The sequence below is a fragment of the Falsochrobactrum shanghaiense genome, from assembly GCF_003149535.1.
Classification (GTDB): domain Bacteria; phylum Pseudomonadota; class Alphaproteobacteria; order Rhizobiales; family Rhizobiaceae; genus Brucella; species Brucella shanghaiense.
Window position 1 is genome coordinate 107,193 of record NZ_QGDB01000003.1, and the last position, 24,036, is coordinate 131,228.

A 24,036-nucleotide genomic window follows, 5' to 3' on the forward strand; every position below is an offset into this window, starting at 1 on the left:
TAATATGGCCAAGACTAGCGCAGTCGAAAAAAACAAGCGCCGCGAAAAGTTGGTTAAGCGTCACGCCGAAAAGCGTGCACGCCTGAAGGCGATCGTCATGGATCAGAGCCTTCCGCTGGACGAGCGTTTCCGCGCTACCATCCAGCTCGCCGAGTTGCCGCGCAATTCTGCCAAGGTTCGTATTCGCAATCGTTGCGAAGTTTCGGGCCGTCCGCGTGGTTATTACCGTAAACTGAAGATGTCGCGTATTGCGCTTCGTCAGTTGGGTTCGCTTGGACAGGTTCCGGGCGTCGTCAAGTCGAGCTGGTAAGGAGTAGCATATGTCTGTGTCAGATCCTATCGGCGATATGCTGACCCGTATCCGCAACGCGGTTGGCCGCAGGAAGACCAAGGTTACGACCCCGGCTTCCAAGCTGCGCGCCCGCGTTCTCGATGTCCTTCAGTCCGAAGGCTACATCCGCGGATATTCGCAGAGCGAATTCGTGAACGGCAAGGCCGAGATCGAAATCGAGCTGAAATATTATGAAGGTGTTCCAGTTATTCGTGAACTTACCCGCGTATCGAAGCCTGGCCGTCGCGTTTATGTGTCGGTCAAGTCGATCCCGCAGGTCGCGAATGGCCTTGGCATCTCGATCCTCTCGACGCCCAAGGGCGTGATGGCGGATCATGAAGCCCGTGAACAAAACGTTGGTGGTGAGCTGCTCTGCCGTATCTTCTGATGCGGTCGGCAGTGAACAGATAAAAGACAGGTATAAAAATGTCTCGTATCGGTAAAAAACCCGTGCCGGTCCCGGCAGGCGTGACCGCCAGTGTTGAAGGGCAGACCGTCAAGGCCAAGGGCGCGAAAGGCGAATTGTCTTTCGTCGTGCACGATGAAGTTCTGGTGAAGATGGAAGATGGCGCCGTTGCCGTCGATCCGCGCGACCAGTCGAAGGATGCCCGCTCCAAGTGGGGCATGGCCCGCACGATGATTTCCAACATCTTCACCGGTGTGAAGGATGGCTTCGAGAAGAAGCTGGAAATCAGCGGCGTTGGTTATCGTGCGGCTATGCAGGGCAAGAACCTGCAGCTGTCGCTCGGTTTCAGCCATGAAGTGGTCTATGACGTGCCTGCCGGCATCACTGTAGCTGTTCCCAAGCCGACGGAAATCGTCGTCTCGGGTATCGACAAGCAGCAGGTCGGCCAGGTTGCGGCTGAGATCCGCGAATATCGCGCGCCAGAGCCTTACAAGGGCAAGGGCGTCAAGTATGCGAACGAAACCATCGTTCGCAAAGAAGGCAAGAAGAAGTAAGGGAAGCGCGTCATGGCATCGCCAAAAGAAATTTTGCAGCGCCGCGCTGCTCGCGTACGCCGCCAGCTCAAGTCGGTCGCCAATGGCCGTCCGCGCCTCAGCGTTCATCGCTCTTCGAAGAATATCTATGTTCAGGTCATCGATGACGTTCGCGGTGTTACCATCGCGGCGGCTTCGACCCTGGACGGCGATCTGAAGGGCAAGCTCAAGACTGGTGCGGACCAGGCGGCTGCGGCTGCGGTTGGCAAGCTGCTTGCGGAGCGCGCAGTCAAGGCAGGCGTCAAGGAAGTCGTGTTCGATCGTGGTGCATTCATTTACCACGGCCGCATCAAGGCTCTCGCTGAAGCCGCTCGCGAAGGCGGGCTGAGCTTCTAATCAATATTTGTGCTTCCGGAAAAGAACAAAGGAACAGGATATGGCACAGAGAGAACGTAACCGCGATGATCGCGGTCGTGATGAGCGTGACAGCGAATTCGTTGACAAGCTCGTTCACATCAACCGTGTGGCCAAGGTGGTCAAGGGCGGTCGTCGCTTCGGATTTGCTGCGCTCGTCGTCGTTGGTGATCAGAAGGGCCGTGTAGGCTTCGGTCATGGCAAGGCGCGCGAAGTGCCGGAAGCGATCCGCAAGGCGACTGAGTCGGCCAAGCGCGACCTGATTTTCGTCCCGCTTCGTTCGGGCCGTACCCTGCATCACGATGTGCATGGCCGTCATGGCGCAGGCAAGGTTCTGCTGCGTGCGGCTCCTGCCGGTACCGGTATCATTGCCGGTGGCCCGATGCGTGCAGTCTTCGAAACGCTTGGCGTTCAGGACGTGGTTGCCAAGTCGCTCGGCTCGTCGAACCCTTACAACATGGTTCGCGCAACCTTTGACGCTCTGAAGCATCAGATGCATCCGAAGGACATCGCTGCACAGCGTGGCATCAAGTACTCGACGCTTCAGGCTCGCCGCCACGAAGTCGTCGGTTCGGAAGAATAGCCAATAGTTTGTGCCAGTCCGGCGGTAATGCCGGATACGCCATAGACAAGGGATTTGAGTGATGGCTGAGAAGAAGGGTAAGACGGTTACGGTCGAACAGATCGGCAGCCCTATCCGCCGTCCGGTCGAGCAGCGTGCTACGCTGATCGGACTCGGACTTAATAAAATGCACCGCCGCCGCACGCTGGAAGACACACCTTCCGTTCGCGGTATGATTGCCAGGGTTCAGCATCTCGTCCGCATCGTGGACGAGGCCTGATAACGCAGGGAGACAGAGACATGAAACTCAACGATCTGCGTGACAAGCCAGGTTCAGTCAAGGCGGCCAAGCGCGTTGGCCGTGGTATCGGTTCGGGCAGCGGCAAGACCGGTGGCCGGGGCGTCAAGGGTCAGAAGTCGCGTTCGGGCGTCTCGATCAATGGTTTCGAAGGCGGCCAGATGCCAATCTACCGCCGTCTGCCGAAGCGCGGCTTCACCAACATTTTTGCAAAAAGCTTCAACGTCGTTTCGCTTGGCCGTATTCAGGCTGCGATCGATGCGGGCAAGCTCGATGCGAAAGATGTCGTGAACCTCGATTCGCTGAAGGCTGCCGGCATCATTCGTCGTGCGAAGGATGGCGTGCGCATTCTTTCCGATGGCGAATTGAAAGCAAAGGTTGCTTTCGAGGTAGCTGGCGCTTCCAAGTCTGCGGTCGAAAAGATCGAAAAGGCCGGTGGCAGCATCAAGCTTCCCGAAGCTGCTGCGGAATAAGACTTTAACAAGAAATATAAGCGGCGGCCCGGTGCGGTTCGCGGAAAATTCTAATCGGTTTTCCGTCCTGAATTGCGATTAATACTGGGCCGCCGCTTGCACCTTTATGCCAATGCGCATATCTGGGTAGGGTCTTCTTATCTGCGGATACGAGTCTGAAAGATTCGCGTCTTCATCATCAGAGGACCGGAGACTTTTCACCGGAGAAATTTAATGGCATCGGCTGCTGAACAGCTAGTTTCCAATCTTAATTTTTCTGCTTTTTCCAAGGCAGAAGAACTCAAGAAGCGTATCTGGTTTACATTGGGCGCGCTGCTCGTGTATCGCTTCGGTACCTATATCCCGCTTCCCGGTATCAATCCTGATGCCCTTGCGCAGGCTTTCCAGCAGCATAGCGGTGGTGTTCTGGGCCTTTTCAACATGTTCGCCGGTGGCGCGGTTGGCCGTATGGCCATTTTTGCCCTTGGCATCATGCCTTATATTTCCGCTTCCATTATCGTGCAGCTCATGACGTCGGTCGTTCCGACGCTTGAAGCGCTGAAGAAGGAAGGGGAGTCGGGCCGCAAGATCATCAACCAGTATACCCGTTACGGCACGGTGCTTCTGGCGATCGTCCAGGCCTATGCAATTTCCGTAGGACTTCAGTCGGGTAGCGGAATCGTGACTTCACCCGGACCGTTCTTCATCATTTCATCCGTCATCACGCTTGTCGGCGGAACGATGTTCCTGATGTGGCTGGGTGAGCAGATCACCGCTCGCGGTATCGGCAATGGTATTTCGTTGATCATTTTTGCCGGTATTGTCGCCAATCTTCCGTCTGCTATTTCGGGCACACTGGAACTTGGCCGTACCGGCGCTCTGTCCACCGGTCTTATTCTCGGTGTGATCGTTCTGGCGATTGTGCTGATCGCGGTCATCGTGTTTGTGGAACGCGCGCAGCGCCGCTTGCTTATTCAGTATCCAAAGCGCCAGGTCGGCAACCGGATGTTCCAGGGCGATACATCCCATCTGCCGCTCAAGCTTAATACGGCTGGCGTGATTCCGCCGATCTTCGCTTCCTCGCTTTTGCTCTTGCCAGCAACGGTGGCGGGATTTGCCAATACCACGGAAATGCCCGGCTGGGCTACGGTCATCCTCAATGCGCTCGGTCATGGCCAGCCGCTTTATATGCTGCTTTATGCTGCACTGATTGCTTTCTTCTGTTTCTTCTATACCGCGATCGTGTTCAATCCCAAGGACACGGCTGATCAGCTCAAGAAACATTCCGGCTTCATTCCCGGCATTCGTCCGGGCGAGCGTACGGCAGAGTACATCGATTATGTGCTGACGCGGATTACGGTTATTGGCGCCATCTATATCGTACTCGTCTGTCTCCTGCCGGAATTTCTGATTTCCGCAACCGGCGTGCCATTCTATCTTGGCGGTACGTCGCTGCTGATTGTCGTCAGCGTGACACTGGATACGGTTGCGCAAATTCAAGGGCATCTTGTCGCTCATCAATATGAGGGGCTGATAAAGAAGTCCAAACTCAGAGGTGGGAAACGTAATAGATGAGATTGATACTTCTTGGGCCGCCGGGAGCAGGTAAGGGGACGCAGGCTGGACTTCTTACCAAGAAGCATGGGATACCTCAGCTTTCGACTGGAGACATGCTGCGTGCAGCAGTTGCCCAGCAGAGCGAGATCGGCAAGCGCGCCAAAGCCATCATGGATGCCGGTGAGCTGGTGTCCGATGATGTGGTAAATGAGATCGTTTCCGAGCGCATTGATGCGCCGGACTGTGCAGGCGGGTTCATTCTTGACGGCTATCCGCGCACTGTCCCGCAGGCAGAAGCACTGGGCCAGATGCTGGCGGACAAGGGCCTCAAGCTCGATGCGGTCATCGAGCTCAAGGTCGATGAGAATGCTCTGGTCAAGCGGATGGAAACGCGCGTGGCAGAAACCATCGCCAAAGGCGGTCAGGTTCGTTCGGACGACAATCCTGAATCGTTCCGCAAGCGTCTGGTTGAATATCGCGAGAAGACCGCGCCACTTTCGGCCTATTATGCCGGTACCGGCGAACTTCGCGTGATCAATGGCATGGCATCGGTCGATGACGTCACCGCCGAGATCGAAAGAGTTCTCGTTCCGGCGTAAGACTGACGGCCAATAAGAGAATTTGGGCAGGAGGCTGACAGGCTTTCTGCCCGGTTTCGCTTCAAAAAGATGGCTCTAACGGTCTGAAAGGTGCTTTTGGCGGCTTTACAGAGAGTTAAGAGTTGACTTTTTTGGGTGATTCCGTCAAAGACTGCGCCACTTCAATTGGTTTTGAATGGACGGTCCCGGCGGAAAAGGAAAGAAGCCGGAATCGGCTGTTTCATGCTGTCTGAGGGAAAAGCCTCGGATGGAGATAAATTTAACTCAAGGAGAACAGACGTGGCACGTATCGCTGGCGTCAACATCCCGACGAACAAGCGCGTCATCATTGCGCTTCAGTACATTCACGGGATCGGACCGAAATTTGCCCGGGAAATCGTGACGAAGGTCGGCATTGCCGATGACCGTCGCGTGAACCAGCTTTCGGATGCTGAAGTACTTCAGATCCGCGAAGCAATCGATGCCGACTATCAGGTCGAAGGTGACCTGCGTCGTGAAACATCGATGAATATCAAGCGCCTGATGGACCTTGGCTGCTATCGCGGTCTGCGTCATCGCCGCTCGCTGCCGGTTCGCGGTCAGCGCACGCATACCAATGCACGCACTCGCAAGGGTCCGGCAAAGGCTATTGCAGGCAAGAAGAAGTAATATCTGCCAGGCCCGTCCGGTCAGCCGGAAGGGTTTGAAACTGGTCCTTTCTAAGGGCTGGTGGAGCCGCTGGAATTACGGCGGTGTAGAGATCAATTTGAGAGGACTATCATGGCCAAGGAAGCCACACGCGTTCGCCGCCGCGAGCGTAAAAACATCTCGTCGGGCGTTGCCCACGTTAATTCGACGTTTAACAACACCATGATCACCATCACGGACGCGCAGGGCAATGCGATTGCCTGGTCCTCCGCCGGTGCTCAGGGGTTCAAGGGTTCGCGCAAATCGACCCCGTTTGCCGCTCAGATCGCTGCCGAAGACTGCGCCAAGAAGGCTCAGGAACATGGCATGCGCTCCCTCGAAGTCGAGGTTTGCGGACCGGGTTCGGGTCGTGAGTCCGCGCTGCGCGCCTTGCAGGCAGCCGGCTTTGTTATCACGTCGATCCGCGATGTTACGCCGATCCCGCACAATGGCTGCCGTCCGCGCAAGAAGCGCCGGGTCTGATTTTCATTCGTATGCCGCATGAGCCCCGGATTAGCGCCGGGGCTCCTCTGCGGTTTCTTCACTTGATCGCTACGATAGGATGGTAGCGAGGGTTGCAAGAGGAAAACCAAATGATCCAGAAAAACTGGCAGGAACTGATTAAGCCGAACAAGGTGGAATTCACCACCAATGGTTCGGGAACGAATGCAAGCGTCGTCGCTGAACCGCTCGAACGCGGCTTTGGCCTGACGCTCGGCAATGCGCTGCGTCGCGTCCTTCTGTCGTCGCTGCGCGGTGCTGCTGTGACGGCGATCCAGATCGACGGTGTCCTGCATGAGTTTTCGTCGATTCCGGGTGTCCGTGAAGATGTCACGGATATTGTCCTGAACGTCAAGGAAATCGCCATCCGCATGGAAGGTGAAGGACCAAAGCGCATGGTCGTCCGCAAGGAAGGCCCCGGCGTGGTTACGGCCGGAGACATTCAGACGGTTGGCGATGTCGAGATACTGAATCCCGATCACGTTATCTGCACGCTCGATGAGGGTGCCGAGATCCGCATGGAACTCACCGTCAATACGGGCAAGGGCTATGTTCCCGCTGACCGTAACCGTGCTGAAGATGCTCCGATCGGCCTTATTCCGGTCGACAGCCTCTATTCGCCGGTTCGCAAGGTGTCGTACAAGATCGAGAATACCCGTGAGGGCCAGGTTCTCGATTATGACAAGCTGACGCTCAACATCGAGACGAATGGTTCGGTGACGGGTGAAGATGCGGTTGCTTATGCAGCGCGTATTCTTCAGGACCAGCTTGCGATCTTCGTCAATTTCGAAGAGCCGCAGAAGGAAGCTCCACAGGAACAGGTTGCGGAACTGGCTTTCAACCCGGCGTTGCTCAAGAAGGTCGACGAGCTCGAACTGTCGGTGCGTTCGGCAAACTGCCTGAAGAACGACAATATCGTCTATATCGGCGATCTGATCCAGAAGACGGAAGCCGAGATGCTGCGGACTCCGAATTTCGGCCGCAAGTCGCTCAACGAGATCAAGGAAGTTCTGGCGTCGATGGGACTCCATCTGGGTATGGAAATCCCAGCCTGGCCGCCGGAAAATATCGAAGACCTCGCAAAGCGCTACGAAGACCAATATTAAGACCGGCAAATCCGGTAAGATACGAATTAAAGGAGAAGGCTCATGCGCCACGGTAACGGATACCGTAAGCTGAACCGCACTGCCTCGCACCGCAAGGCGATGTTCGCCAATATGGCCGCTTCGCTGATCGAACACGAGCAGATTGTGACGACGCTTCCGAAAGCCAAGGAAATTCGCCCGATCGTTGAAAAGCTTGTCACGCTCGGCAAGCGCGGCGATCTGCATGCCCGCCGTCAGGCTATCTCGGCTGTGCGTGACCCCAAGGTCGTTGCAAAGCTGTTCGATACGCTGGCTACGCGTTATGCGACCCGCAATGGCGGCTATATCCGCATCATGAAGGCAGGCTTCCGCGCTGGCGACAATGCGCCGCTGGCAGTGGTTGAATTTGTCGAACGCGATGTCGACGCCAAGGGCAAGGCAGATCGCGAACGCGTTGAAGCCGAGCAGGCTGCTGAAGAAAACGCAGCATAATTACTGCTGCAAGGCGCTTTTAAGAAGGGCTGCATCATGCGGCCCTTTTTTTGTTTGTTTGGCTTGCCGTATAGTGGCTGCAATTGTGGAAGAAATCATAATAAGCGGTTTGCATCTTTTCCGAAAACCGTTTCTCGCTTTTCGGGATGCGCTCTAAACAGAAGCCGCTTGGAGCATGGAATCGCAGTCTGAACATGCATAATGGAGCTTATGAATGGATTTACGAGGTTTGAGGCTCACGGTATTTCTTTTCGGTCTTATCGGCATGGCAATAGCACCTGCGGGAGCGCAGGAGCAGGCGACAGGTATTGCGAAGCAGATACCGTTAAGCCGGGCCGATATGCAGCTCTCCTTTGCGCCTCTGGTGAAGGAAACCGCGCCTGCGGTGGTCAATGTCTATGCCGCCCGACAGGTTCAGACGCGTTCGCCTTTTGCGGGCGATCCTTTCTTCGAGCAGTTTTTCGGCAACCGGTTCGGCCAGTTTGGTGCTGGAAGGCCACGCGTTCAGCAATCGCTGGGGTCCGGCGTCATTGTGAATGCGTCGGGCATTGTCGTGACCAATAATCACGTCATCAAGGATGCGGACGAGATCAAAGTGGCCCTTGCAGACGGGCGCCAGTTCGAAAGCAAGGTTCTGTTGCGTGACGAAACCACCGATCTGGCAATTCTCAAGATCGAATCAGAGGATAAATTTCCTGTCCTTGCGCTGGGAGATTCCGACGATGTGGAGGTGGGCGATCTGGTTCTGGCCATCGGCAATCCCTTCGGTGTAGGGCAGACAGTCACCAACGGCATCGTTTCGGCGCAATCGCGTACGCAGGTCGGAGTTTCGGATTTCGACTTCTTCATCCAGACGGACGCCGCTATCAATCCGGGCAATTCCGGTGGTGGGCTGATCGATATGCGCGGGCGGCTGATCGGCATCAATACTGCGATCTTCTCGCGTTCGGGTGGCTCTGTCGGTATCGGTTTTGCCATTCCCTCCAATATGGTGCGCGCGGTGGTGGATGCGGCGCTTAGCGGCAGCACCAGTTTTGCGCGCCCCTATATTGGCGCGACATTCCAGAATATCACGCCTGATGTCGCCGAAGGGCTGGGCATGGAAAAGGCTTTTGGTGTGCTTGTGACTGCGGTTTCCAAAGACGGACCAGCGGCGCAAGCCGGACTGAAGGTCGGCGATGTGGTGCTGTCTGTGCAAGGGGTGCGCGTCGATAATCTGGATGTGCTGGCCTATCGGCTTTCCACGGCGGGAATTGGCAATACGATTTCCCTCGATGTCATGCGCGATGGCAAGAGCTTCGATATGCCGGTCAAGCTGGGCAAGGAGCCGGAAGCAAAGCCGGAACAGCGTCAGGTGATCAAGGGGGATAATCCATTTGCCGGCGCGGTGGTTGAGGACATAACGCCGTCTCTGAGCGCCCGGATGCGCATGCGCGATAATGCGCGTGGTGTGGTTGTGATGGAGACGCAGCCGGGATCGCCTGCTGCGCGTTTGGGCTTGCGGGCAGGGGATATTATTCGTGGGATCAATGGAAACCCGATCCGCAACAGCAATGATCTGACGGCGGCGCTCGATGCCGGTCGCGGTTTGGCGTGGCGGCTGGAGCTGGAACGAAACGGCGCGCTGATCCGGCAGTTTGTGCGCTAAAATCAGGGCTGGCGTTGCATGTTGCGGCAAGCGGGACTATGCCTGATTGATCGCAGCAGTGCATGAGTTGAGCATAAGAATGAGCGACCTATTTTCAACGGCGGCTGATCCTAATGCGGACCGTAACAGGCCGCTGGCCGACCGCCTGCGCCCACGTCACCTCTCCGATGTAACCGGACAGGAACATCTGACGGGGCCGGAAGGGGTTCTGAGCCGGATGATTGCGTCCGGCTCGCTTGGCTCGATGATTTTCTGGGGTCCGCCCGGAACGGGCAAGACCACCGTCGCGCGCCTTCTTGCGGGTGAGACCGATCTTGCTTTCGAGCAGATTTCGGCGATTTTTTCCGGTGTTGCCGATCTGAAAAAAGTATTCGAGGGCGCGCGCGCCCGGCGCATGTCCGGACGGCAGACCCTGCTGTTTGTCGATGAAATCCATCGCTTCAATCGGGCGCAGCAGGATTCCTTTCTGCCGGTGATGGAAGACGGAACTGTTATTCTGGTTGGCGCGACGACAGAAAATCCGTCTTTCGAACTCAACGCCGCTCTTTTGTCGCGGGCGAGGGTGCTGACTTTCCATCCCCACGACAGCGAAAGTATTGCAACGCTTCTGTCGCGCGCGGAAACACAGGAAGGGCGCTTTCTGCCGCTTGATGATGAAGCGCGCGCAAGCCTTATCCGAATGGCGGATGGCGACGGGCGTGCGGCGCTGACGTTGGCCGAGGAAGTCTGGCGTGCGGCGCGTCCTGACGAAGTGTTCGACGCCGAACAATTGCAGGATGTCGTCCAGCGCCGCGCCCCCATTTATGACAAGGGACAGGATGGGCATTACAACCTGATTTCCGCATTGCATAAATCCGTGCGCGGTTCCGATCCCGATGCAGCGCTCTATTATCTCAGCCGGATGCTCGATGCGGGTGAAGACCCGCTTTATCTCGGACGCAGGCTGGTGCGGATGGCCGTCGAGGATATTGGCCTTGCCGATCCGCAAGCGCTGGCGGTCTGCAATGCGGCCAAGGATGCCTATGATTATCTTGGTTCGCCGGAAGGTGAACTGGCCCTGGCGCAAGCCTGTGTCTATCTTGCCACCGCGCCCAAGTCCAATGCTGTCTATATGGCCTATAAGGCCGCAATGCGCTCTGCCAAGGAACATGGCTCGTTGCTGCCGCCCAAGCATATTCTCAATGCGCCGACCAAGTTGATGAAGAATGAAGGCTATGGCGACGGTTATGCCTATGATCATGACCAGCCCGACGCTTTTTCCGGACAGGATTATTTCCCCGAACGCATGGGGCGGCAGAGATATTACAATCCGCCCGAACGCGGTTTCGAGCGGGAAATCCGCAAGCGGCTCGAATATTGGGATCGCCTGAGGCTCGAGCGGCAAGGGCGGCGCTGATACCTTCTATTTGCTCATGCCATTGAGCAAAATCGTGCTTACCCCTGCCAAGCAAAGCGCTGCTCCGGCAATATCCCACCGCGAAGGGGATTGGTTTTCAACCGCCCAAAGCCAGAAGAGTGACGCGATAATGTAGATTCCGCCATAGGCAGCATAAGCGCGACCGGCAAAATCCATGTCCACCTTCGTCAAAAGCCATGCAAACAGGACGAGCGATAATGTCCCCGGTATAAGCCAGAGGGCGCTTTTATCGAGGCGGAACCACGCCCAGAAGGCAAAGCAGCCGGCAATTTCGGCAATCGCGGCAAGCACATATATCAGGAGTGTCATGAAGGTTTGCATGATTTGACCAGTAAATCTGATCCCCACAGTCTATTTGCTAAAAGTTGCCGCTTCATGAAGTGCCGACCAGGCATGTTGGCAGCCTGTCGGGGATGTCACGCTTAACATTTCATTAACTTCAATAAATTCCATGCCTCAATTTAATGGCTCGTTAAACTTTAGATTTTATCAATTTTTAATAATCAAATGAGGTTCCCATGATGCGCGTTTTGTTTCTCGTCGCGCTCGTCATTCTGGGAGGCTGCGCAACCGCACCGCGGCAAGTCAACAATGTTTGCGCAGTCTTTGATCAACGCGACGGATGGATAAATAATTGGCAGACGGCCGCGACGCGCGTTTCGCGCGAGTTTGGTGTTCCCGTGCCGATATTGATGGCGACGGTCTATACCGAGTCCGGTTTTCGGCCCTATGCGAGACCGCCGCGCACCAAGCTTCTTGGATTCATTCCGTGGAAGCGTCCTTCAAGCGCTTATGGCTATTCGCAGGCACTGAACGGAACATGGGATCGCTATAAGCGCGAAACCGGACGCTGGGCGGCTTCCCGCAGCGATTTTTCGGATGCCATTCATTTTATCGGCTGGTATCACCATCAAAGCCATTTGAAGAACGGGATCAGGCGCAACGATGCCTATAATCTTTATCTGGCCTATTATTCCGGCCATGCCGGCTATGCACGCGGAAGCTGGCGCAAGAGTGCCACGGCGCGAAAAGGCGCCGCGCGTGCACAATCCATGGCCAATCGTTATGCGGCGCAATTGCGTTCCTGTGGGCGCATTGGCTAAAATTGCTGCCGATGAACGTAAAAATGCCATCCTGACTTAATCGAAGGTATCATTGCCGCCGAATCGCAAATTGAGGACGACGCTTACATGCTGAAGAAAATCGGAATTGCATTTATCTGTGCCACATTTCTGGCAGGGTGCACCACGGATCCCTATACGGGCGAACAAAAGATGTCCAATACAGCCGGGGGCGCAGCTATCGGCGCCGCAGTCGGCGCTCTGGGCGGTTTGATGGTGGGCGGCTCCAGTCGCGCACAGCGTAATGCCGTGCTGATCGGTGCCGGTATCGGCGCGCTCGGTGGCGGTGCCATCGGCAATTATATGGATCGTCAGGAATCGGAATTGCGTGCGCAGCTTCAGGGAACCGGCGTTTCCGTTACCCGCAATGGCGACCAGATCATCCTGAACATGCCGTCGAACATCACTTTCGACACCGATCAGGATCAGGTGAAGAGCCAGTTCTATCCAACGCTGAACTCGGTCGCGGTGGTTCTGCGTAAATTCGACAAGTCGCTTGTCGATGTCTACGGACATACGGATTCCACCGGAAGTGCCAGCCATAATCAGGGGCTGTCGCAGCGCCGTGCCTCGTCTGTTGCAAGCTATCTCGGCTCGCAGGGGATCGATCCGCGCCGCTTCGCTGTCATCGGCTATGGTGCCAGCCAGCCTGTCGCGACCAATGCGACGCCTGAAGGACGCGCGCAGAACCGCCGCGTGGAAATTCAGATTTCGCCGCTGCGCGCTGCGAGCTGAGCGACCATTCACAAACGAGATTATAAAGCCCGTTTTGAAACAGCCCTTCGCCAGAAGGGCTGTTTTTTATGCATTGCAGGCGAATCGCGAAAAGCTGGACTGGCTTTTCTGAAAAGTAATGCGCAGATAAATCTGTTAATTTTCCAGTCGCAGCGCGGAACATCGGTAGAACAAAATAAATAAACATAATAAAATCAATAAGGTGAGACTATTGCAAAAAAAGAACAAAGCAGATACAAATATATGATGATAACGAGCCTGCCGGGCTTCTAGCGAGACGAGGGGATGGTGTAAGATGTCTCAGAAATCGTTGCGACTTGTTGAGGAAAATGCAGTGGATAAGACAAAGGCTCTCGACGCGGCTCTGTCGCAGATAGAACGGGCGTTCGGCAAAGGCTCGATCATGCGCCTTGGTCAGAATGATCAGGTCGTGGAGATCGAAACCGTATCGACCGGCTCGCTGTCTCTTGATATTGCTCTGGGCGTCGGCGGTCTGCCCAAGGGGCGTATCGTGGAAATTTACGGCCCTGAAAGCTCCGGCAAGACCACGCTTGCGCTGCATACGATTGCAGAAGCGCAGAAAAGAGGCGGAATCTGTGCTTTCGTTGATGCGGAACATGCGCTTGATCCTGTCTATGCGCGCAAATTGGGCGTCGATCTTGAGAACCTGCTGATTTCCCAGCCGGATACGGGGGAACAGGCGCTGGAGATAACCGATACGCTCGTGCGTTCCGGCGCTATCGATGTTCTGGTGGTCGATTCGGTTGCTGCCCTTACGCCGCGCGCCGAAATTGAAGGCGAAATGGGCGATTCGCTACCGGGTCTTCAGGCCCGGTTGATGAGTCAGGCCTTGCGCAAGCTGACGGCCTCCATCTCGCGCTCGAATTGCATGGTTATTTTCATCAACCAGATTCGCATGAAGATCGGTGTGATGTTCGGCTCGCCAGAAACGACGACAGGCGGCAATGCGCTCAAGTTCTACGCTTCGGTGCGTCTTGATATTCGCCGCATTGGCTCCATCAAGGAGCGCGATGAGGTCGTTGGCAACCAGACCCGCGTAAAAGTGGTCAAGAACAAGCTGGCTCCGCCCTTCAAGCAAGTCGAGTTTGATATTATGTATGGCGCAGGTGTTTCCAAGATGGGCGAACTGGTCGATCTTGGCGTCAAGGCAGGCGTGGTTGAAAAGTCGGGGGCGTGGTTCTCCTATAATTCGCAGCGCCTCGGGCAGGGGCGTGAGAATGCGAAGCAATATCTCAAGGATAATCCCGAGGTTGCGCGCGAGATTGAAACCACGCTGCGACAGAATGCGGGCCTGATCGCCGAGCAGTTCCTCGAAGATGGCGGGCCTGAAGCGGATGATGGTCCGGAAGCTGCAGAAATGTAATTTTCTTCAGCAGATAATCGGATGAAGCCTCGCACGATCCTGTTTATGGTGCGAGGCTTTTTCTGTTTTGTGCCATTGCGTCGGTGCATTGATGGAAATGCTCTGGTGGCGCGCACTCCTTATCTGGACAGAAAAGCAGCGCGCCGCTAAAAGCGATCAACCGAAACTCTTCATGGCGCGTCCCTTGTCGGGGGATAAAGCGTGGCGGCATCAGAATGTTGCATATTGCTGTAGCGCCGGGGTGAGAAAGACAAATTGATGCGTTCTTATGTATGGACGCATCCATGCAGGGCGGGGAAGCCCAAGGGTGAATTATGGCTGGCGTCAACGAAATCAGATCCACGTTTCTTGATTACTTTAACAAGAACGGACATGAGGTTGTTTCATCAAGCCCGTTGGTGCCGCGAAATGACCCCACGCTGATGTTCACCAATGCGGGCATGGTGCAGTTCAAGAATGTCTTTACCGGGCTTGAGCACCGTCCCTACAGTCGTGCGGTTACCGCGCAAAAATGCGTGCGTGCCGGCGGCAAGCATAACGACCTCGACAATGTCGGTTATACGGCCCGCCATCACACATTCTTCGAAATGTTGGGGAATTTCTCTTTCGGCGATTATTTCAAGGACGAAGCAATCAGCTTTGCCTGGAACCTGATCACGAAAGAGTTCGGTCTTGCCAAGGACAAGCTGCTCGTCACCGTCTACCATACAGATGAGGATGCAGCGAATTTCTGGAAGAAGATTGCCGGTCTGCCGGACGAGCGCATCATCCGCATTGCGACGAGCGATAATTTCTGGGCCATGGGCGATACGGGACCATGCGGTCCGTGTTCGGAAATTTTCTATGACCATGGCGAGCATATCTGGGGCGGCCCTCCCGGATCGGCAGAGGAAGACGGCGACCGCTTTATCGAGATCTGGAATCTCGTTTTCATGCAGTTCGAGCAGCTTACGCCTGAACAGCGTGTCGATCTGCCGCGTCCCTCCATCGACACAGGCATGGGGCTCGAACGTATTGCCGCCGTCTTGCAGGGGGTGCACGACAATTACGACATCGATCTTTTCAAGGCGCTGATCCGCGCGTCGGAAGACGCAACCGGCGTCAGGGCTGAAGGCGATTTCCGTGCCAGCCATCGAGTGATTGCCGATCATCTGCGTGCAGCCAGCTTCCTGATTGCCGACGGCGTTCTGCCGTCCAATGAAGGCCGCGGCTATGTGCTTCGCCGCATCATGCGCCGCGCTATGCGGCATGCGCAGTTGCTGGGTGCGAAAGAACCTTTGATGTGGCGTCTGCTTCCGACATTGGTTCGTGAAATGGGGCAGGCTTATCCGGAACTTCTGCGGGCGGAAGCCCTTATTTCCGAAACCCTCAAGCTGGAGGAAACCCGCTTCCGTAAGACCCTCGAAAGGGGGCTGGGACTGCTTTCGGAGGCCTCTGAGACGCTCGTTGAAGGTGATCGCCTGGATGGTGAAACAGCTTTCAAGCTTTATGACACCTATGGCTTCCCGCTTGATCTGACGCAGGATGCGTTGCGCCAGCGCGGCATTGCGGTGGATGTTGACGGTTTCAATACCGCCATGGAACGCCAGAAGGCTGAAGCGCGCGCCAACTGGACCGGTTCGGGTGAGGCTGCTACCGAAACCATCTGGTTTGGAATTAAGGATAAGGTCGGTGCGACGGAATTCCTTGGCTATGAAACCGAAAAAGCCGAAGGCGTGATTGCCGCACTGGTTCGCGAGGGCGCGGAAGTAGCGTCTGCTTCGGAAGGCGAGGCGATTTCGGTCGTGGTTAACCAGACGCCCTTTTATGGGGAATCTGGCGGCCAGCAGGGCGATACCGGCATTATTTCGGGTGAAGGCTTTGAGATTGCCATCCGCGACACGCAGAAGAAGGGCGAAGGCGTTTTCGTTCATATCGGCGAAGTTACCAAAGGGCGGGCAAAAACCGGTGAAGCGGTTGAATTGAAGGTCGATTCTGATCGCCGCACGCGTATTCGCTCCAACCACTCGGCGACCCATCTTCTTCACGAAGCGCTGCGGGAAACGCTCGGTTCTCATGTAGCGCAGAAGGGGTCCCTTGTGGCTCCTGATCGCCTGCGTTTTGACTTCTCGCATCCCAAGCCTATTTCTGCGGAAGAACTCGCGACAGTCGAAAATCTGGCCAATGAAATCGTGCTGCAGAATTCGCCCGTTTCCACGCGGCTGATGGCCGTGGATGATGCGATTGCCGAAGGCGCGATGGCGCTTTTTGGTGAAAAATATGGCGATGAAGTGCGCGTTGTTTCGATGGGAACCGCAAAACACGGTCCCAAGGCCGGGAAAACCTATTCGGTAGAGCTTTGCGGCGGCACGCATGTGCGGCAGACGGGTGATATTGGACTGGTGCGGATCGTTTCGGAAAGCGCGGTCGCTGCCGGGGTCCGGCGCCTCGAAGCGCTGACAGGCGAGGCGGCGCGGCTTTATCTTGAGGAACAGGATGAGCGCGTCAAGGCCATTGCCAGCGCGCTCAAGACCACACCGGCTGACGCGCTCGATCGAGTCACAGCACTTATTGATGAGCGCAAGAAGCTTGAGCGTGAATTGTCGGATATGCGCAAGAAGCTGGCGCTTGGCGGCGGTTCCGCAGATGGCGGCAGCGCAGTGGAGATTGTGAACGGCGTGAATTTCCTCAGCAAGATCGTTACTGGCGTCTCGCCGCGCGATCTCAAGCCGCTGACCGATGAAGGCAAGAAGCAGGTCGGGTCCGGCATTGTCGTATTCATCGGCGTCGGTGAAGATGGCAAGGCCAGCGCCGTTGTCGGCGTTACCGATGATCTTGTGGGCCGTTTTAGTGCGGTCGATCTGGTGCGCGCGGCTTCTGCTGCTCTGGGCGGCGCCGGTGGCGGCGGGCGTCCGGATATGGCGCAGGCGGGCGGGCCGGACGGCAGCAAAGCCGATGATGCGGTTGCGGCAGTCAAGGCATTGATCGCCTGATATATAGGTTTCTGCAACCAGAAGGCCGGGCGAAACCCGGCCTTTTTGATTCAGTATGGAAACTGGGAATGTTCAAAGAAAAACGGCGGGGAGTTCCCGCCGTTTTTTTGTTTTCAGGTCGTGGTGACGATTTAAGCAGCCATCGCCTTTTGCAGGTTCTCATCGATCTTGTCGAGGAAGCCGGTGGTGGAAAGCCAGGGCTGATCGGGACCGATGAGAAGGGCCAGATCCTTGGTCATGAAGCCTGCTTCAACGGTATCGATGCAGACCTTTTCCAATGTTTCGGCAAAGCGCTTGAGTTCGGCATTGTTATCGAGCTTGGCGCGATGGGCGAGGCCACGGGTCCATGCAAAGATCGAAGCAATCGAGTTGGTCGAGGTTTCCTCGCCCTTCTGGTGCTGGCGATAGTGGCGCGTCACGGTGCCGTGTGCGGCTTCGGCTTCAACGGTCTTGCCATCCGGCGTCATGAGAACCGAAGTCATCAGGCCGAGCGAGCCGAAGCCCTGCGCGACGATGTCGGACTGGACGTCGCCGTCATAGTTCTTGCACGCCCAGACATAACCGCCGGACCACTTGAGCGCGGAAGCAACCATATCGTCGATGAGGCGGTGCTCATACCAAATCTTGGCTTCCTTGAATTTTTCAGCAAATTCGGCGTCGTATACTTCCTGGAAGATGTCCTTGAAGCGACCGTCATAAGCCTTGAGAATGGTGTTCTTGGTCGACAGATAGACCGGATAACCACGCTGCAGGCCATAGTTAAGGGAAGCGCGTGCGAAATCGCGGATGGAATCATCAAGATTATACATGGCCATGGCAACGCCCGAAGAGGGGGCGTCGAAGACTTCATGCTCGATGGTTTCGCCATCTTCGCCGACAAACTTGATCGTCAGCTTGCCTTTGCCGGGGAATTTGAAATCGGTGGCGCGGTACTGATCGCCAAAAGCGTGGCGGCCAACGATGATTGGCTGAGTCCAGCCCGGAACCAGGCGCGGGACATTCTTTGCGATGATCGGCTCGCGGAAAATCACACCGCCGAGAATATTGCGGATCGTGCCGTTTGGCGACTTCCACATCTTCTTGAGCTTGAATTCCTCAACGCGGGTTTCATCTGGCGTGATGGTTGCGCATTTCACACCGACGCCGTGTTCCTTGATGGCATTGGCAGCGTCAATGGTGACCTGATCGTTGGTCGCGTCGCGATGTTCGACGGACAGATCGTAATATTTAAGATCGATGTCGAGATAGGGATGGATCAGCTTGTCCTTGATGAACTGCCAGATGATGCGGGTCATCTCGTCGCCGTCGAGTTCAACGACCGGGTTTGCAACCTTGATTTTTGCCATTGATAAAGCCTCTTATTGAATGCGTCGGGTCCGTATAGCATCGGTAGGCCAGAAGGCAAAGCGCCGGAGGCTTATTCTTTAGCCAATAAGGGGATTTCCCTGATCAAAATATGCGAAGGACGGCGCTTGCGGGAGCGTTAGCCATATTTCTGTCTGTTAATGGGCGCAGCTTACTGACGGGAACATTCGAGCCGTTCGAATTGAAACGCGCCATGTTCCCGTTCAGGGAGAAAAGCCATGAGAAATCTGCTTTTAGCATGCGGCATCGTCGTTGCTGCGAGTGTGGGCGCTTTTGCTGCGGAACCCGCTAAAATGGCCGATACGCAGGCCGGCACAGTCCTGGTAACGCCGGCAGGCATGACGCTTTACATTTTCGACAAGGACAAGGACGGCAAATCGGCATGCGATGAAAAATGCCTGAAAATGTGGCCCGCTTTTCATACGGAAGGTTCGGCCATGGCGGAAGGCGATTTCAGCATCGTCAAAAGCTCTGACGGCAAGGATATGTGGGCCTATAAAGGCAAGCCCTTATATCTCTACCATGAAGACATGGCTGCCGGAGATGCGAAGGGCGACGGTAAAGGCGGCGTCTGGCATGTGGTGAAATAAAGCGATCGACGCTTTTTAGACGCATGGATCGCGTGGTGCGATGCGTGCGGAGCTATGCCTACATCGCCGCTGAGCGTGTAACAATATCTTTGAGATTTCGTGTCAATTATGTCAGGGAAACGCCGTGAACCAATCGTATTGACGGAAAATATCATGGCAGGAACTGACAAGCAGCGCGCAATCATCGCGGAAGGCCCGGCGATTATTCTGGTTAATCCGCAATTGCCGGAGAATATCGGCATGGTGGCGCGCGCCATGGCGAATTTCGGCCTTGGTGAGTTGCGGCTTGTCAATCCACGCGAAGAGTTTCCCAGTGAGAAGGCGCGCGCCGCGGCCAGCAAGGCCGACCACGTCATCGACAATGCCAAGGTCTATGACGATCTGCCGTCGGCTATTGCGGATCTCAATTTTGTCTATGCCACCACAGCGCGCGAGCGCGACGGCTTCAAGCAGGTGCGCAGCGCCGTCGAAGCAAGCAGCGATTTGCGAAGGCGTTTTCGCTCTGGCGAAAAGAGCGGAATCCTGTTCGGGCGCGAACGCTTCGGCCTGAGCAATGAAGAGGTCGGGCTTGCGGACGAGCTGGTAACATTTCCGGTCAATCCTGCATTTGCATCGCTCAATATTGCGCAGGCCGTGCTGCTTATGTCCTATGAATGGATGAAGTCGGGCCTTGAAGCGGAAACCGATACGGTTTTTCGTGGGCCGGAAATGGAAATCGCGCCCAAGGGCGAGTTGCAGGGGTTGTTCAACCATCTTGAAGAAGCACTTGATGTGCGGGGATATTTTCGCCCTGCCGCGCGCAAGGAAGTCATGGTCAATAATTTGCGCGCCGTACTCACGCGCGCGGGGTTTGCCTCTGCGGAGCTGAAGCTTCTGCGTGGGGTCATCACATCGCTTGATATATTCACGCCCAAAAAACCGCGCGGATCGGGCGCGCCGGAAGGGCGCTCGCGCAAAGCTGTGCAGGAGGAGAGGCCGGAATGAAACATGCACCCGCAGCCGCAATTTCCGGTCGGCCGCCAGCAAGCAATGCAAGGCCTGTGCTGGTCTTCGATAGCGGGATTGGCGGTTTGACGGTATTGCGTGAGGCGCGGGTGCTGATACCGGACCGGCGTTATGTCTATATCGCGGACGACGCCGGATTTCCTTACGGCGATTGGGAAGAGGAAGCGCTGCGTGCACGCATTGTTGATCTTTTCGGGCGCTTTATAGAGGAATACGACCCCGAGATTATCGTTATTGCCTGCAATACGGCTTCGACCCTGGTGCTAGATGATCTGCGCCGGGCCTACCCGGCTGTGCCGTTTGTAGGCACGGTGCCCGCAATCAAACCTGCTGCCGAGCGCACATCATCGGGGCTGGTGTCGGTTCTCGCCACGCCGGGGACCGTCAAGCGGGCCTATACGCGCGATCTGATCCAATCCTTTGCTACGCAATGCCATGTGCGGCTTGTGGGGGCAAACCGTTTGGCAAGCATTGCCGAAGCGCATATTCGCGGCGAGGAGATCGACGATGCGCTGGTAATCGAGCAAATGGCACCATGCTTTGTGGAAAGGAACGGGCAGCGTACGGATATTGTCGTGCTTGCCTGCACCCATTATCCATTTCTCGTCAATGTCTTTCGCCGTCTTGCCCCGTGGCCGGTCGACTGGCTTGATCCGGCGGAAGCAATCGCGCGGCGTACCTTATCGCTGCTACCACCACGCCAGAGCGATGAAGAACGCCATCATCATGACGATCTAGCGGTCTTCACCTCACAAAATCCCGATTATGCCATTCGCCGCCTGATGCAAGGATTTGGCCTTTATTTTGCCGGTCTGGATGCATAGGCGCGGCAGCGAGTTTAAGCGCTCTTGTGTTTGTCCGGGTCGATTTCAGACTGCTCTTCCAGATGTTTGAGAATGACTTTCAGCTTGTTCAAAGGGAGGTGCTCGGCGCCTATGGTGATGCTGTGGGTGGTGGAGACAATGCTGAGAATTTCATCCAGCTTGGCTTGTGTGGCGCTTGCTTCGCGGTTCTGGGCGTTCTGAATCAGGAAGACCATCAGGAAGGTAATGATCGTCGTCGAAGTGTTTACGACGAGCTGCCATGTATCGGAGAAGTTGAAGAACGGGCCACTGATGGCCCAAAGAATGACAAATAAAGCCGCGAGAATGAATGCCGCATAATGGCCTGCAAGCTCTGCGGCCTGTTCGCTCAGGCGTGTGAAAAATCTGGACATTGCTGCCTCCCTTATCCGAGCACAAAACGCTTCAGTTCTGTGGCGGTTCCTTCAGGGGAACCTTCGGCCCTCCTATCCGTTATTTCCCGCAGCAAGCAGGTGGAGGAATGAAAATGCAGATTGTTGAAACACGCATCAGTTCGATTGGTGGCTTCAAGCTTTATGCGGTCGAATTTATCGCTCCGGGCGATGAGCGGGTTACAGTCAAGGTCGAAAATGATACAGGTGCGGAACTTAGCCGCGATGAAGTGATCCGCCGTGCAGCCAGCAAGCTGGGGGAGGCATTCGGCGTTGCCTGCGCGGAATGCGGCATCGAGCCGGCCAGTCTGCTGACACGGCCAAGCGCGCGTCGGGCAGGTGACAAGGCTGAACTTGAACGCCAGCTTGAAGAAGGGCTGGAAGACACATTTCCAGCCAGCGATCCGGTATCGGTGACGAGTTCCGCCATCCCGGCATCAGCCGATCCCAAATCGTAAACTGGCACCTTGGTAGTCTTCGTTCAATAAAACAGGATTTTTATTTAAACATATGATTTTATATAAAAATCATATGTTGCGTCTCTTGCCTTCAAGAAGATCGAGAACGGCGCGGGCGCAATCCATTACATTGCTGCCGGGGCCAAAAAGCGCAGCCACGCCGTGATCGAACAAATATTGATAATCCTGCCGTGGAACCACGCCGCCACACACAACAATGATGTTTTCCGCGCCTTTTTTCCTGAGGGTTTCGACAAGCTGAGGCAAGAGCGTTTTGTGTCCGGCGGCGAGCGATGATACGCCAAGCACATGGACCTTGGCTTTGATCGCCATATCGGCGGCTTCTTCCGGTGTCTGGAACAAGGGCCCGGCAAGCACATCGAAACCTATATCGCCAAAGGCGGAAGCAATGATCTTTGCGCCGCGATCATGGCCGTCCTGTCCGAGCTTCGCCACCATTACCTTGGGCTTTTCACCCAGTTTGTCTGAAAACTCTTCGAGACGTGAAATCAGGGTCTGATATTCAGGCTCGTCCTTGTATGCCGTCCCGTATACTTTTTTGACGACTTTTGGTTCTGCGGCATGATCGCCAAAAACCCGTCGCATGGCGTCCGAAATTTCACCCACGCTTGCCCGCGCGCGCGAAGCTTCTACCGCTGCCGCAAGCAGATTGCCTTCTCCGCTTGTCGCTACCCTTTCAAGTTCGTTCAAAGCGGCTTCCACTTTCGCCTTGTCACGCGTCTGCTTGATGCGGTTGAGCCGGCGAATCTGGGACTGGCGGACGGCTGTATTGTCGATTTCGAGAATGTCGATCTCGTCTTCCTGCTCCAAGCGGAACTTGTTGACGCCGACGATCACCTCTTCGCCTTTATCGACCGCAGCCTGCCGCCTGGTGGCTGCTTCCTCGATCAACCGCTTGGGTAGACCGCTTTCAACTGCCTTGGTCATGCCGCCGAGCGCTTCGACTTCCTCGATCAGTGCCCATGCTTTTTCCGCCAGTTCATTGGTCAGGCTTTCGATGTAATAGGAGCCTGCCAGCGGATCGACGACATTTGTGATTCCTGTTTCGTTTTGCAGGATAAGCTGGGTGTTGCGTGCAATCCGAGCCGAGAATTCCGTTGGCAAGGCAATGGCTTCGTCAAACGAGTTTGTATGAAGCGATTGGGTTCCGCCAAGCGCTGCCGACATGGCTTCGAAAGCCGTGCGGACGATATTGTTGTAGGGATCCTGCTCCTGCAACGACACGCCCGAAGTCTGGCAATGGGTGCGAAGCATGAGAGAACCGGGCTTTTTGGGCTCGAATTCTGTCATGATGCGCGACCAGAGCAGGCGCGCCGCGCGCAGCTTTGCGATCTCCATGAAGAAGTTCATGCCGATGGCGAAAAAAAAGGAAAGGCGTCCCGCGAATTCATCGACATTGAGGCCCTTATTGAGCGCGGCGCGCACATATTCGCGGCCGTCTGCAAGGGTGAAGGCCAGTTCCTGTACGAGTGTCGCGCCCGCTTCCTGCATATGATAGCCGGAAATGGAAATCGAATTGAATTTGGGCATTTCGGCTGCGGTATAGGCGATGATGTCCGCAATGATCCGCATGGAAGGTTCGGGCGGATAGATATAGGTGTTGCGGACCATGAATTCTTTCAGAATATCATTCTGAATGGTGCCGGAGAGAAGCTGGCGCGATACGCCCTGTTCCTCGCCCGCGACAATGAAATTGGCCAGTATCGGGATAACTGCGCCATTCATGGTCATGGAAACCGAGATTTTTTCGAGCGGAATGCCGTCGAAGAGGATTTTCATATCCTCAACGGAATCGATTGCCACGCCCGCCTTGCCCACATCGCCTTCAACGCGCGGATGGTCGCTGTCATAGCCGCGATGGGTGGCCAGATCGAAAGCGACGGATACGCCCTGCTGGCCTGCCGCAAGCGCCTTGCGATAGAAGTTGTTGGATTCCTCCGCTGTCGAAAAACCCGCATATTGGCGGATCGTCCATGGACGGCCCGCATACATGGTGGCGCGTGGGCCGCGCAGGAACGGCTCGAAACCGGGCAAGGTGTCGAGATGCCCGATACCCGCCAGATCGTCAGCCGTATAAAGCGGCTTTACATCAATACCTTCGGGCGTATGCCAGACGAGGCTGTCGGCAGGGCGTTTGAGTTCTTTTTCGGCCAGCTTGGACCAGTCTTCTTTTGTGGGGCGTTCGCTCAT

General features: G+C 55.8%; 27 protein-coding genes. 23 read left to right on the top strand and 4 right to left on the bottom strand.

Features of this window, described 5'->3' with window-relative positions; all coding sequences use genetic code 11:
- Positions 1–4: 4 nt before the first annotated feature.
- The 15 genes from rpsN to DKP76_RS08390 all read left to right on the top strand — a co-directional run bounded on the left by rpsN (position 5) and on the right by DKP76_RS08390 (position 10,940).
- Positions 5–310: a 30S ribosomal protein S14 gene (gene rpsN / locus DKP76_RS08320; RefSeq protein ID WP_109706000.1), complete on the top strand. Its 306-nt coding sequence runs from the start codon at positions 5–7 to the stop codon at positions 308–310.
- Between the two features lie 10 nt (positions 311–320).
- A complete protein-coding gene (rpsH, locus tag DKP76_RS08325; protein ID WP_109706001.1) occupies positions 321–719 on the top strand; it encodes a 30S ribosomal protein S8 in 399 nt (132 codons plus the stop codon).
- A gap of 38 nt (positions 720–757) precedes the next feature.
- The gene (gene rplF, locus DKP76_RS08330) at positions 758–1,291 is read left to right on the top strand and encodes a 50S ribosomal protein L6 (protein ID WP_109706002.1); all 534 of its coding nucleotides are present in this window, start codon (positions 758–760) and stop codon (positions 1,289–1,291) included.
- 12 nt (positions 1,292–1,303) lie between these two features.
- The gene (gene rplR / locus DKP76_RS08335) at positions 1,304–1,666 is read left to right on the top strand and encodes a 50S ribosomal protein L18 (RefSeq protein WP_109706003.1); all 363 of its coding nucleotides are present in this window, start codon (positions 1,304–1,306) and stop codon (positions 1,664–1,666) included.
- 40 nt (positions 1,667–1,706) lie between these two features.
- Positions 1,707–2,267 (top strand): 30S ribosomal protein S5, encoded by a 561-nt coding sequence (rpsE, locus tag DKP76_RS08340; RefSeq protein ID WP_109706004.1) that lies wholly within the window; start codon positions 1,707–1,709, stop codon positions 2,265–2,267.
- Between the two features lie 61 nt (positions 2,268–2,328).
- The gene (gene rpmD, locus DKP76_RS08345; protein ID WP_109706005.1) at positions 2,329–2,526 is read left to right on the top strand and encodes a 50S ribosomal protein L30; all 198 of its coding nucleotides are present in this window, start codon (positions 2,329–2,331) and stop codon (positions 2,524–2,526) included.
- A 20-nt stretch (positions 2,527–2,546) separates the two neighbouring features.
- Entirely contained in the window at positions 2,547–3,017 is a 471-nt protein-coding gene (gene rplO / locus DKP76_RS08350) for a 50S ribosomal protein L15 (protein WP_109706006.1), read from the top strand.
- 213 nt (positions 3,018–3,230) lie between these two features.
- Positions 3,231–4,571 (top strand): preprotein translocase subunit SecY, encoded by a 1,341-nt coding sequence (secY, locus tag DKP76_RS08355; RefSeq protein ID WP_109706007.1) that lies wholly within the window; start codon positions 3,231–3,233, stop codon positions 4,569–4,571.
- A complete protein-coding gene (locus tag DKP76_RS08360; protein ID WP_109706008.1) occupies positions 4,568–5,152 on the top strand; it encodes an adenylate kinase in 585 nt (194 codons plus the stop codon). The genes secY and DKP76_RS08360 overlap by 4 nt, the downstream gene beginning before the upstream one ends.
- Before the next feature lie 279 nt (positions 5,153–5,431).
- Positions 5,432–5,800 carry a 30S ribosomal protein S13 gene (gene rpsM, locus DKP76_RS08365; RefSeq protein WP_109706009.1) on the top strand — a complete coding sequence of 123 codons (369 nt, stop codon included), beginning with the start codon at positions 5,432–5,434 and terminating at the stop codon, positions 5,798–5,800.
- 111 nt (positions 5,801–5,911) lie between these two features.
- Positions 5,912–6,301: a 30S ribosomal protein S11 gene (gene rpsK, locus DKP76_RS08370; protein WP_002964339.1), complete on the top strand. Its 390-nt coding sequence runs from the start codon at positions 5,912–5,914 to the stop codon at positions 6,299–6,301.
- Positions 6,302–6,411: 110 nt separating this feature from the next.
- The gene (locus tag DKP76_RS08375) at positions 6,412–7,425 is read left to right on the top strand and encodes a DNA-directed RNA polymerase subunit alpha (protein WP_109706010.1); all 1,014 of its coding nucleotides are present in this window, start codon (positions 6,412–6,414) and stop codon (positions 7,423–7,425) included.
- A 42-nt stretch (positions 7,426–7,467) separates the two neighbouring features.
- Complete coding sequence (gene rplQ / locus DKP76_RS08380; protein ID WP_109706011.1) at positions 7,468–7,896, top strand: 50S ribosomal protein L17; 429 nt, start codon at positions 7,468–7,470, stop codon at positions 7,894–7,896.
- 265 nt (positions 7,897–8,161) lie between these two features.
- Complete coding sequence (locus tag DKP76_RS08385) at positions 8,162–9,544, top strand: DegQ family serine endoprotease (RefSeq protein WP_245410200.1); 1,383 nt, start codon at positions 8,162–8,164, stop codon at positions 9,542–9,544.
- Positions 9,545–9,623: 79 nt separating this feature from the next.
- Positions 9,624–10,940 carry a replication-associated recombination protein A gene (locus DKP76_RS08390; protein ID WP_109706013.1) on the top strand — a complete coding sequence of 439 codons (1,317 nt, stop codon included), beginning with the start codon at positions 9,624–9,626 and terminating at the stop codon, positions 10,938–10,940.
- A 6-nt stretch (positions 10,941–10,946) separates the two neighbouring features.
- On the opposite strand, the gene DKP76_RS08395 is transcribed toward DKP76_RS08390, so the two are convergent.
- On the bottom strand, positions 10,947–11,270 hold the full coding sequence (locus DKP76_RS08395) for a YnfA family protein (protein ID WP_109706497.1): 324 nt from the start codon (positions 11,268–11,270) through the stop codon (positions 10,947–10,949).
- A gap of 209 nt (positions 11,271–11,479) precedes the next feature.
- Here DKP76_RS08395 and DKP76_RS08400 point away from each other — a divergent pair, with 209 nt between their 5' ends.
- The 4 genes from DKP76_RS08400 to alaS all read left to right on the top strand — a co-directional run bounded on the left by DKP76_RS08400 (position 11,480) and on the right by alaS (position 17,173).
- Positions 11,480–12,064 carry a transglycosylase SLT domain-containing protein gene (locus DKP76_RS08400; protein ID WP_109706014.1) on the top strand — a complete coding sequence of 195 codons (585 nt, stop codon included), beginning with the start codon at positions 11,480–11,482 and terminating at the stop codon, positions 12,062–12,064.
- Positions 12,065–12,151: 87 nt separating this feature from the next.
- Positions 12,152–12,817, top strand: coding sequence for a YiaD family glycine zipper/OmpA-like lipoprotein (locus DKP76_RS08405; RefSeq protein WP_109706015.1), 666 nt, complete (start codon positions 12,152–12,154; stop codon positions 12,815–12,817).
- Between the two features lie 295 nt (positions 12,818–13,112).
- Positions 13,113–14,201, top strand: a complete 1,089-nt coding sequence (gene recA / locus DKP76_RS08410; RefSeq protein WP_109706016.1) for a recombinase RecA — start codon at positions 13,113–13,115, stop codon at positions 14,199–14,201.
- A 314-nt stretch (positions 14,202–14,515) separates the two neighbouring features.
- The gene (alaS, locus tag DKP76_RS08415; protein ID WP_109706017.1) at positions 14,516–17,173 is read left to right on the top strand and encodes an alanine--tRNA ligase; all 2,658 of its coding nucleotides are present in this window, start codon (positions 14,516–14,518) and stop codon (positions 17,171–17,173) included.
- 131 nt (positions 17,174–17,304) lie between these two features.
- Here the strand turns inward: alaS and DKP76_RS08420 are convergent, their stop codons facing one another.
- Positions 17,305–18,519: an NADP-dependent isocitrate dehydrogenase gene (locus DKP76_RS08420; RefSeq protein ID WP_109706018.1), complete on the bottom strand. Its 1,215-nt coding sequence runs from the start codon at positions 18,517–18,519 to the stop codon at positions 17,305–17,307.
- A 237-nt stretch (positions 18,520–18,756) separates the two neighbouring features.
- On the opposite strand from DKP76_RS08420, the gene DKP76_RS08425 reads away from it, so the two are divergent.
- From DKP76_RS08425 to murI, 3 genes are all read left to right on the top strand, one after another.
- Positions 18,757–19,128 (top strand): COG4315 family predicted lipoprotein, encoded by a 372-nt coding sequence (locus DKP76_RS08425; protein ID WP_109706019.1) that lies wholly within the window; start codon positions 18,757–18,759, stop codon positions 19,126–19,128.
- A gap of 153 nt (positions 19,129–19,281) precedes the next feature.
- Positions 19,282–20,112 carry an RNA methyltransferase gene (locus DKP76_RS08430; protein ID WP_109706499.1) on the top strand — a complete coding sequence of 277 codons (831 nt, stop codon included), beginning with the start codon at positions 19,282–19,284 and terminating at the stop codon, positions 20,110–20,112.
- Positions 20,109–20,957 carry a glutamate racemase gene (gene murI / locus DKP76_RS08435; protein WP_109706020.1) on the top strand — a complete coding sequence of 283 codons (849 nt, stop codon included), beginning with the start codon at positions 20,109–20,111 and terminating at the stop codon, positions 20,955–20,957. Before DKP76_RS08430 ends, murI begins: the two co-directional genes overlap by 4 nt.
- 14 nt (positions 20,958–20,971) lie before the next feature.
- On the opposite strand, the gene DKP76_RS08440 is transcribed toward murI, so the two are convergent.
- On the bottom strand, positions 20,972–21,349 hold the full coding sequence (locus tag DKP76_RS08440; RefSeq protein WP_109706021.1) for a low affinity iron permease family protein: 378 nt from the start codon (positions 21,347–21,349) through the stop codon (positions 20,972–20,974).
- Between the two features lie 113 nt (positions 21,350–21,462).
- On the opposite strand from DKP76_RS08440, the gene DKP76_RS08445 reads away from it, so the two are divergent.
- Positions 21,463–21,825 carry a hypothetical protein gene (locus tag DKP76_RS08445; protein WP_109706022.1) on the top strand — a complete coding sequence of 121 codons (363 nt, stop codon included), beginning with the start codon at positions 21,463–21,465 and terminating at the stop codon, positions 21,823–21,825.
- A gap of 69 nt (positions 21,826–21,894) precedes the next feature.
- On the opposite strand, the gene scpA is transcribed toward DKP76_RS08445, so the two are convergent.
- Complete coding sequence (gene scpA / locus DKP76_RS08450) at positions 21,895–24,036, bottom strand: methylmalonyl-CoA mutase (protein WP_109706023.1); 2,142 nt, start codon at positions 24,034–24,036, stop codon at positions 21,895–21,897.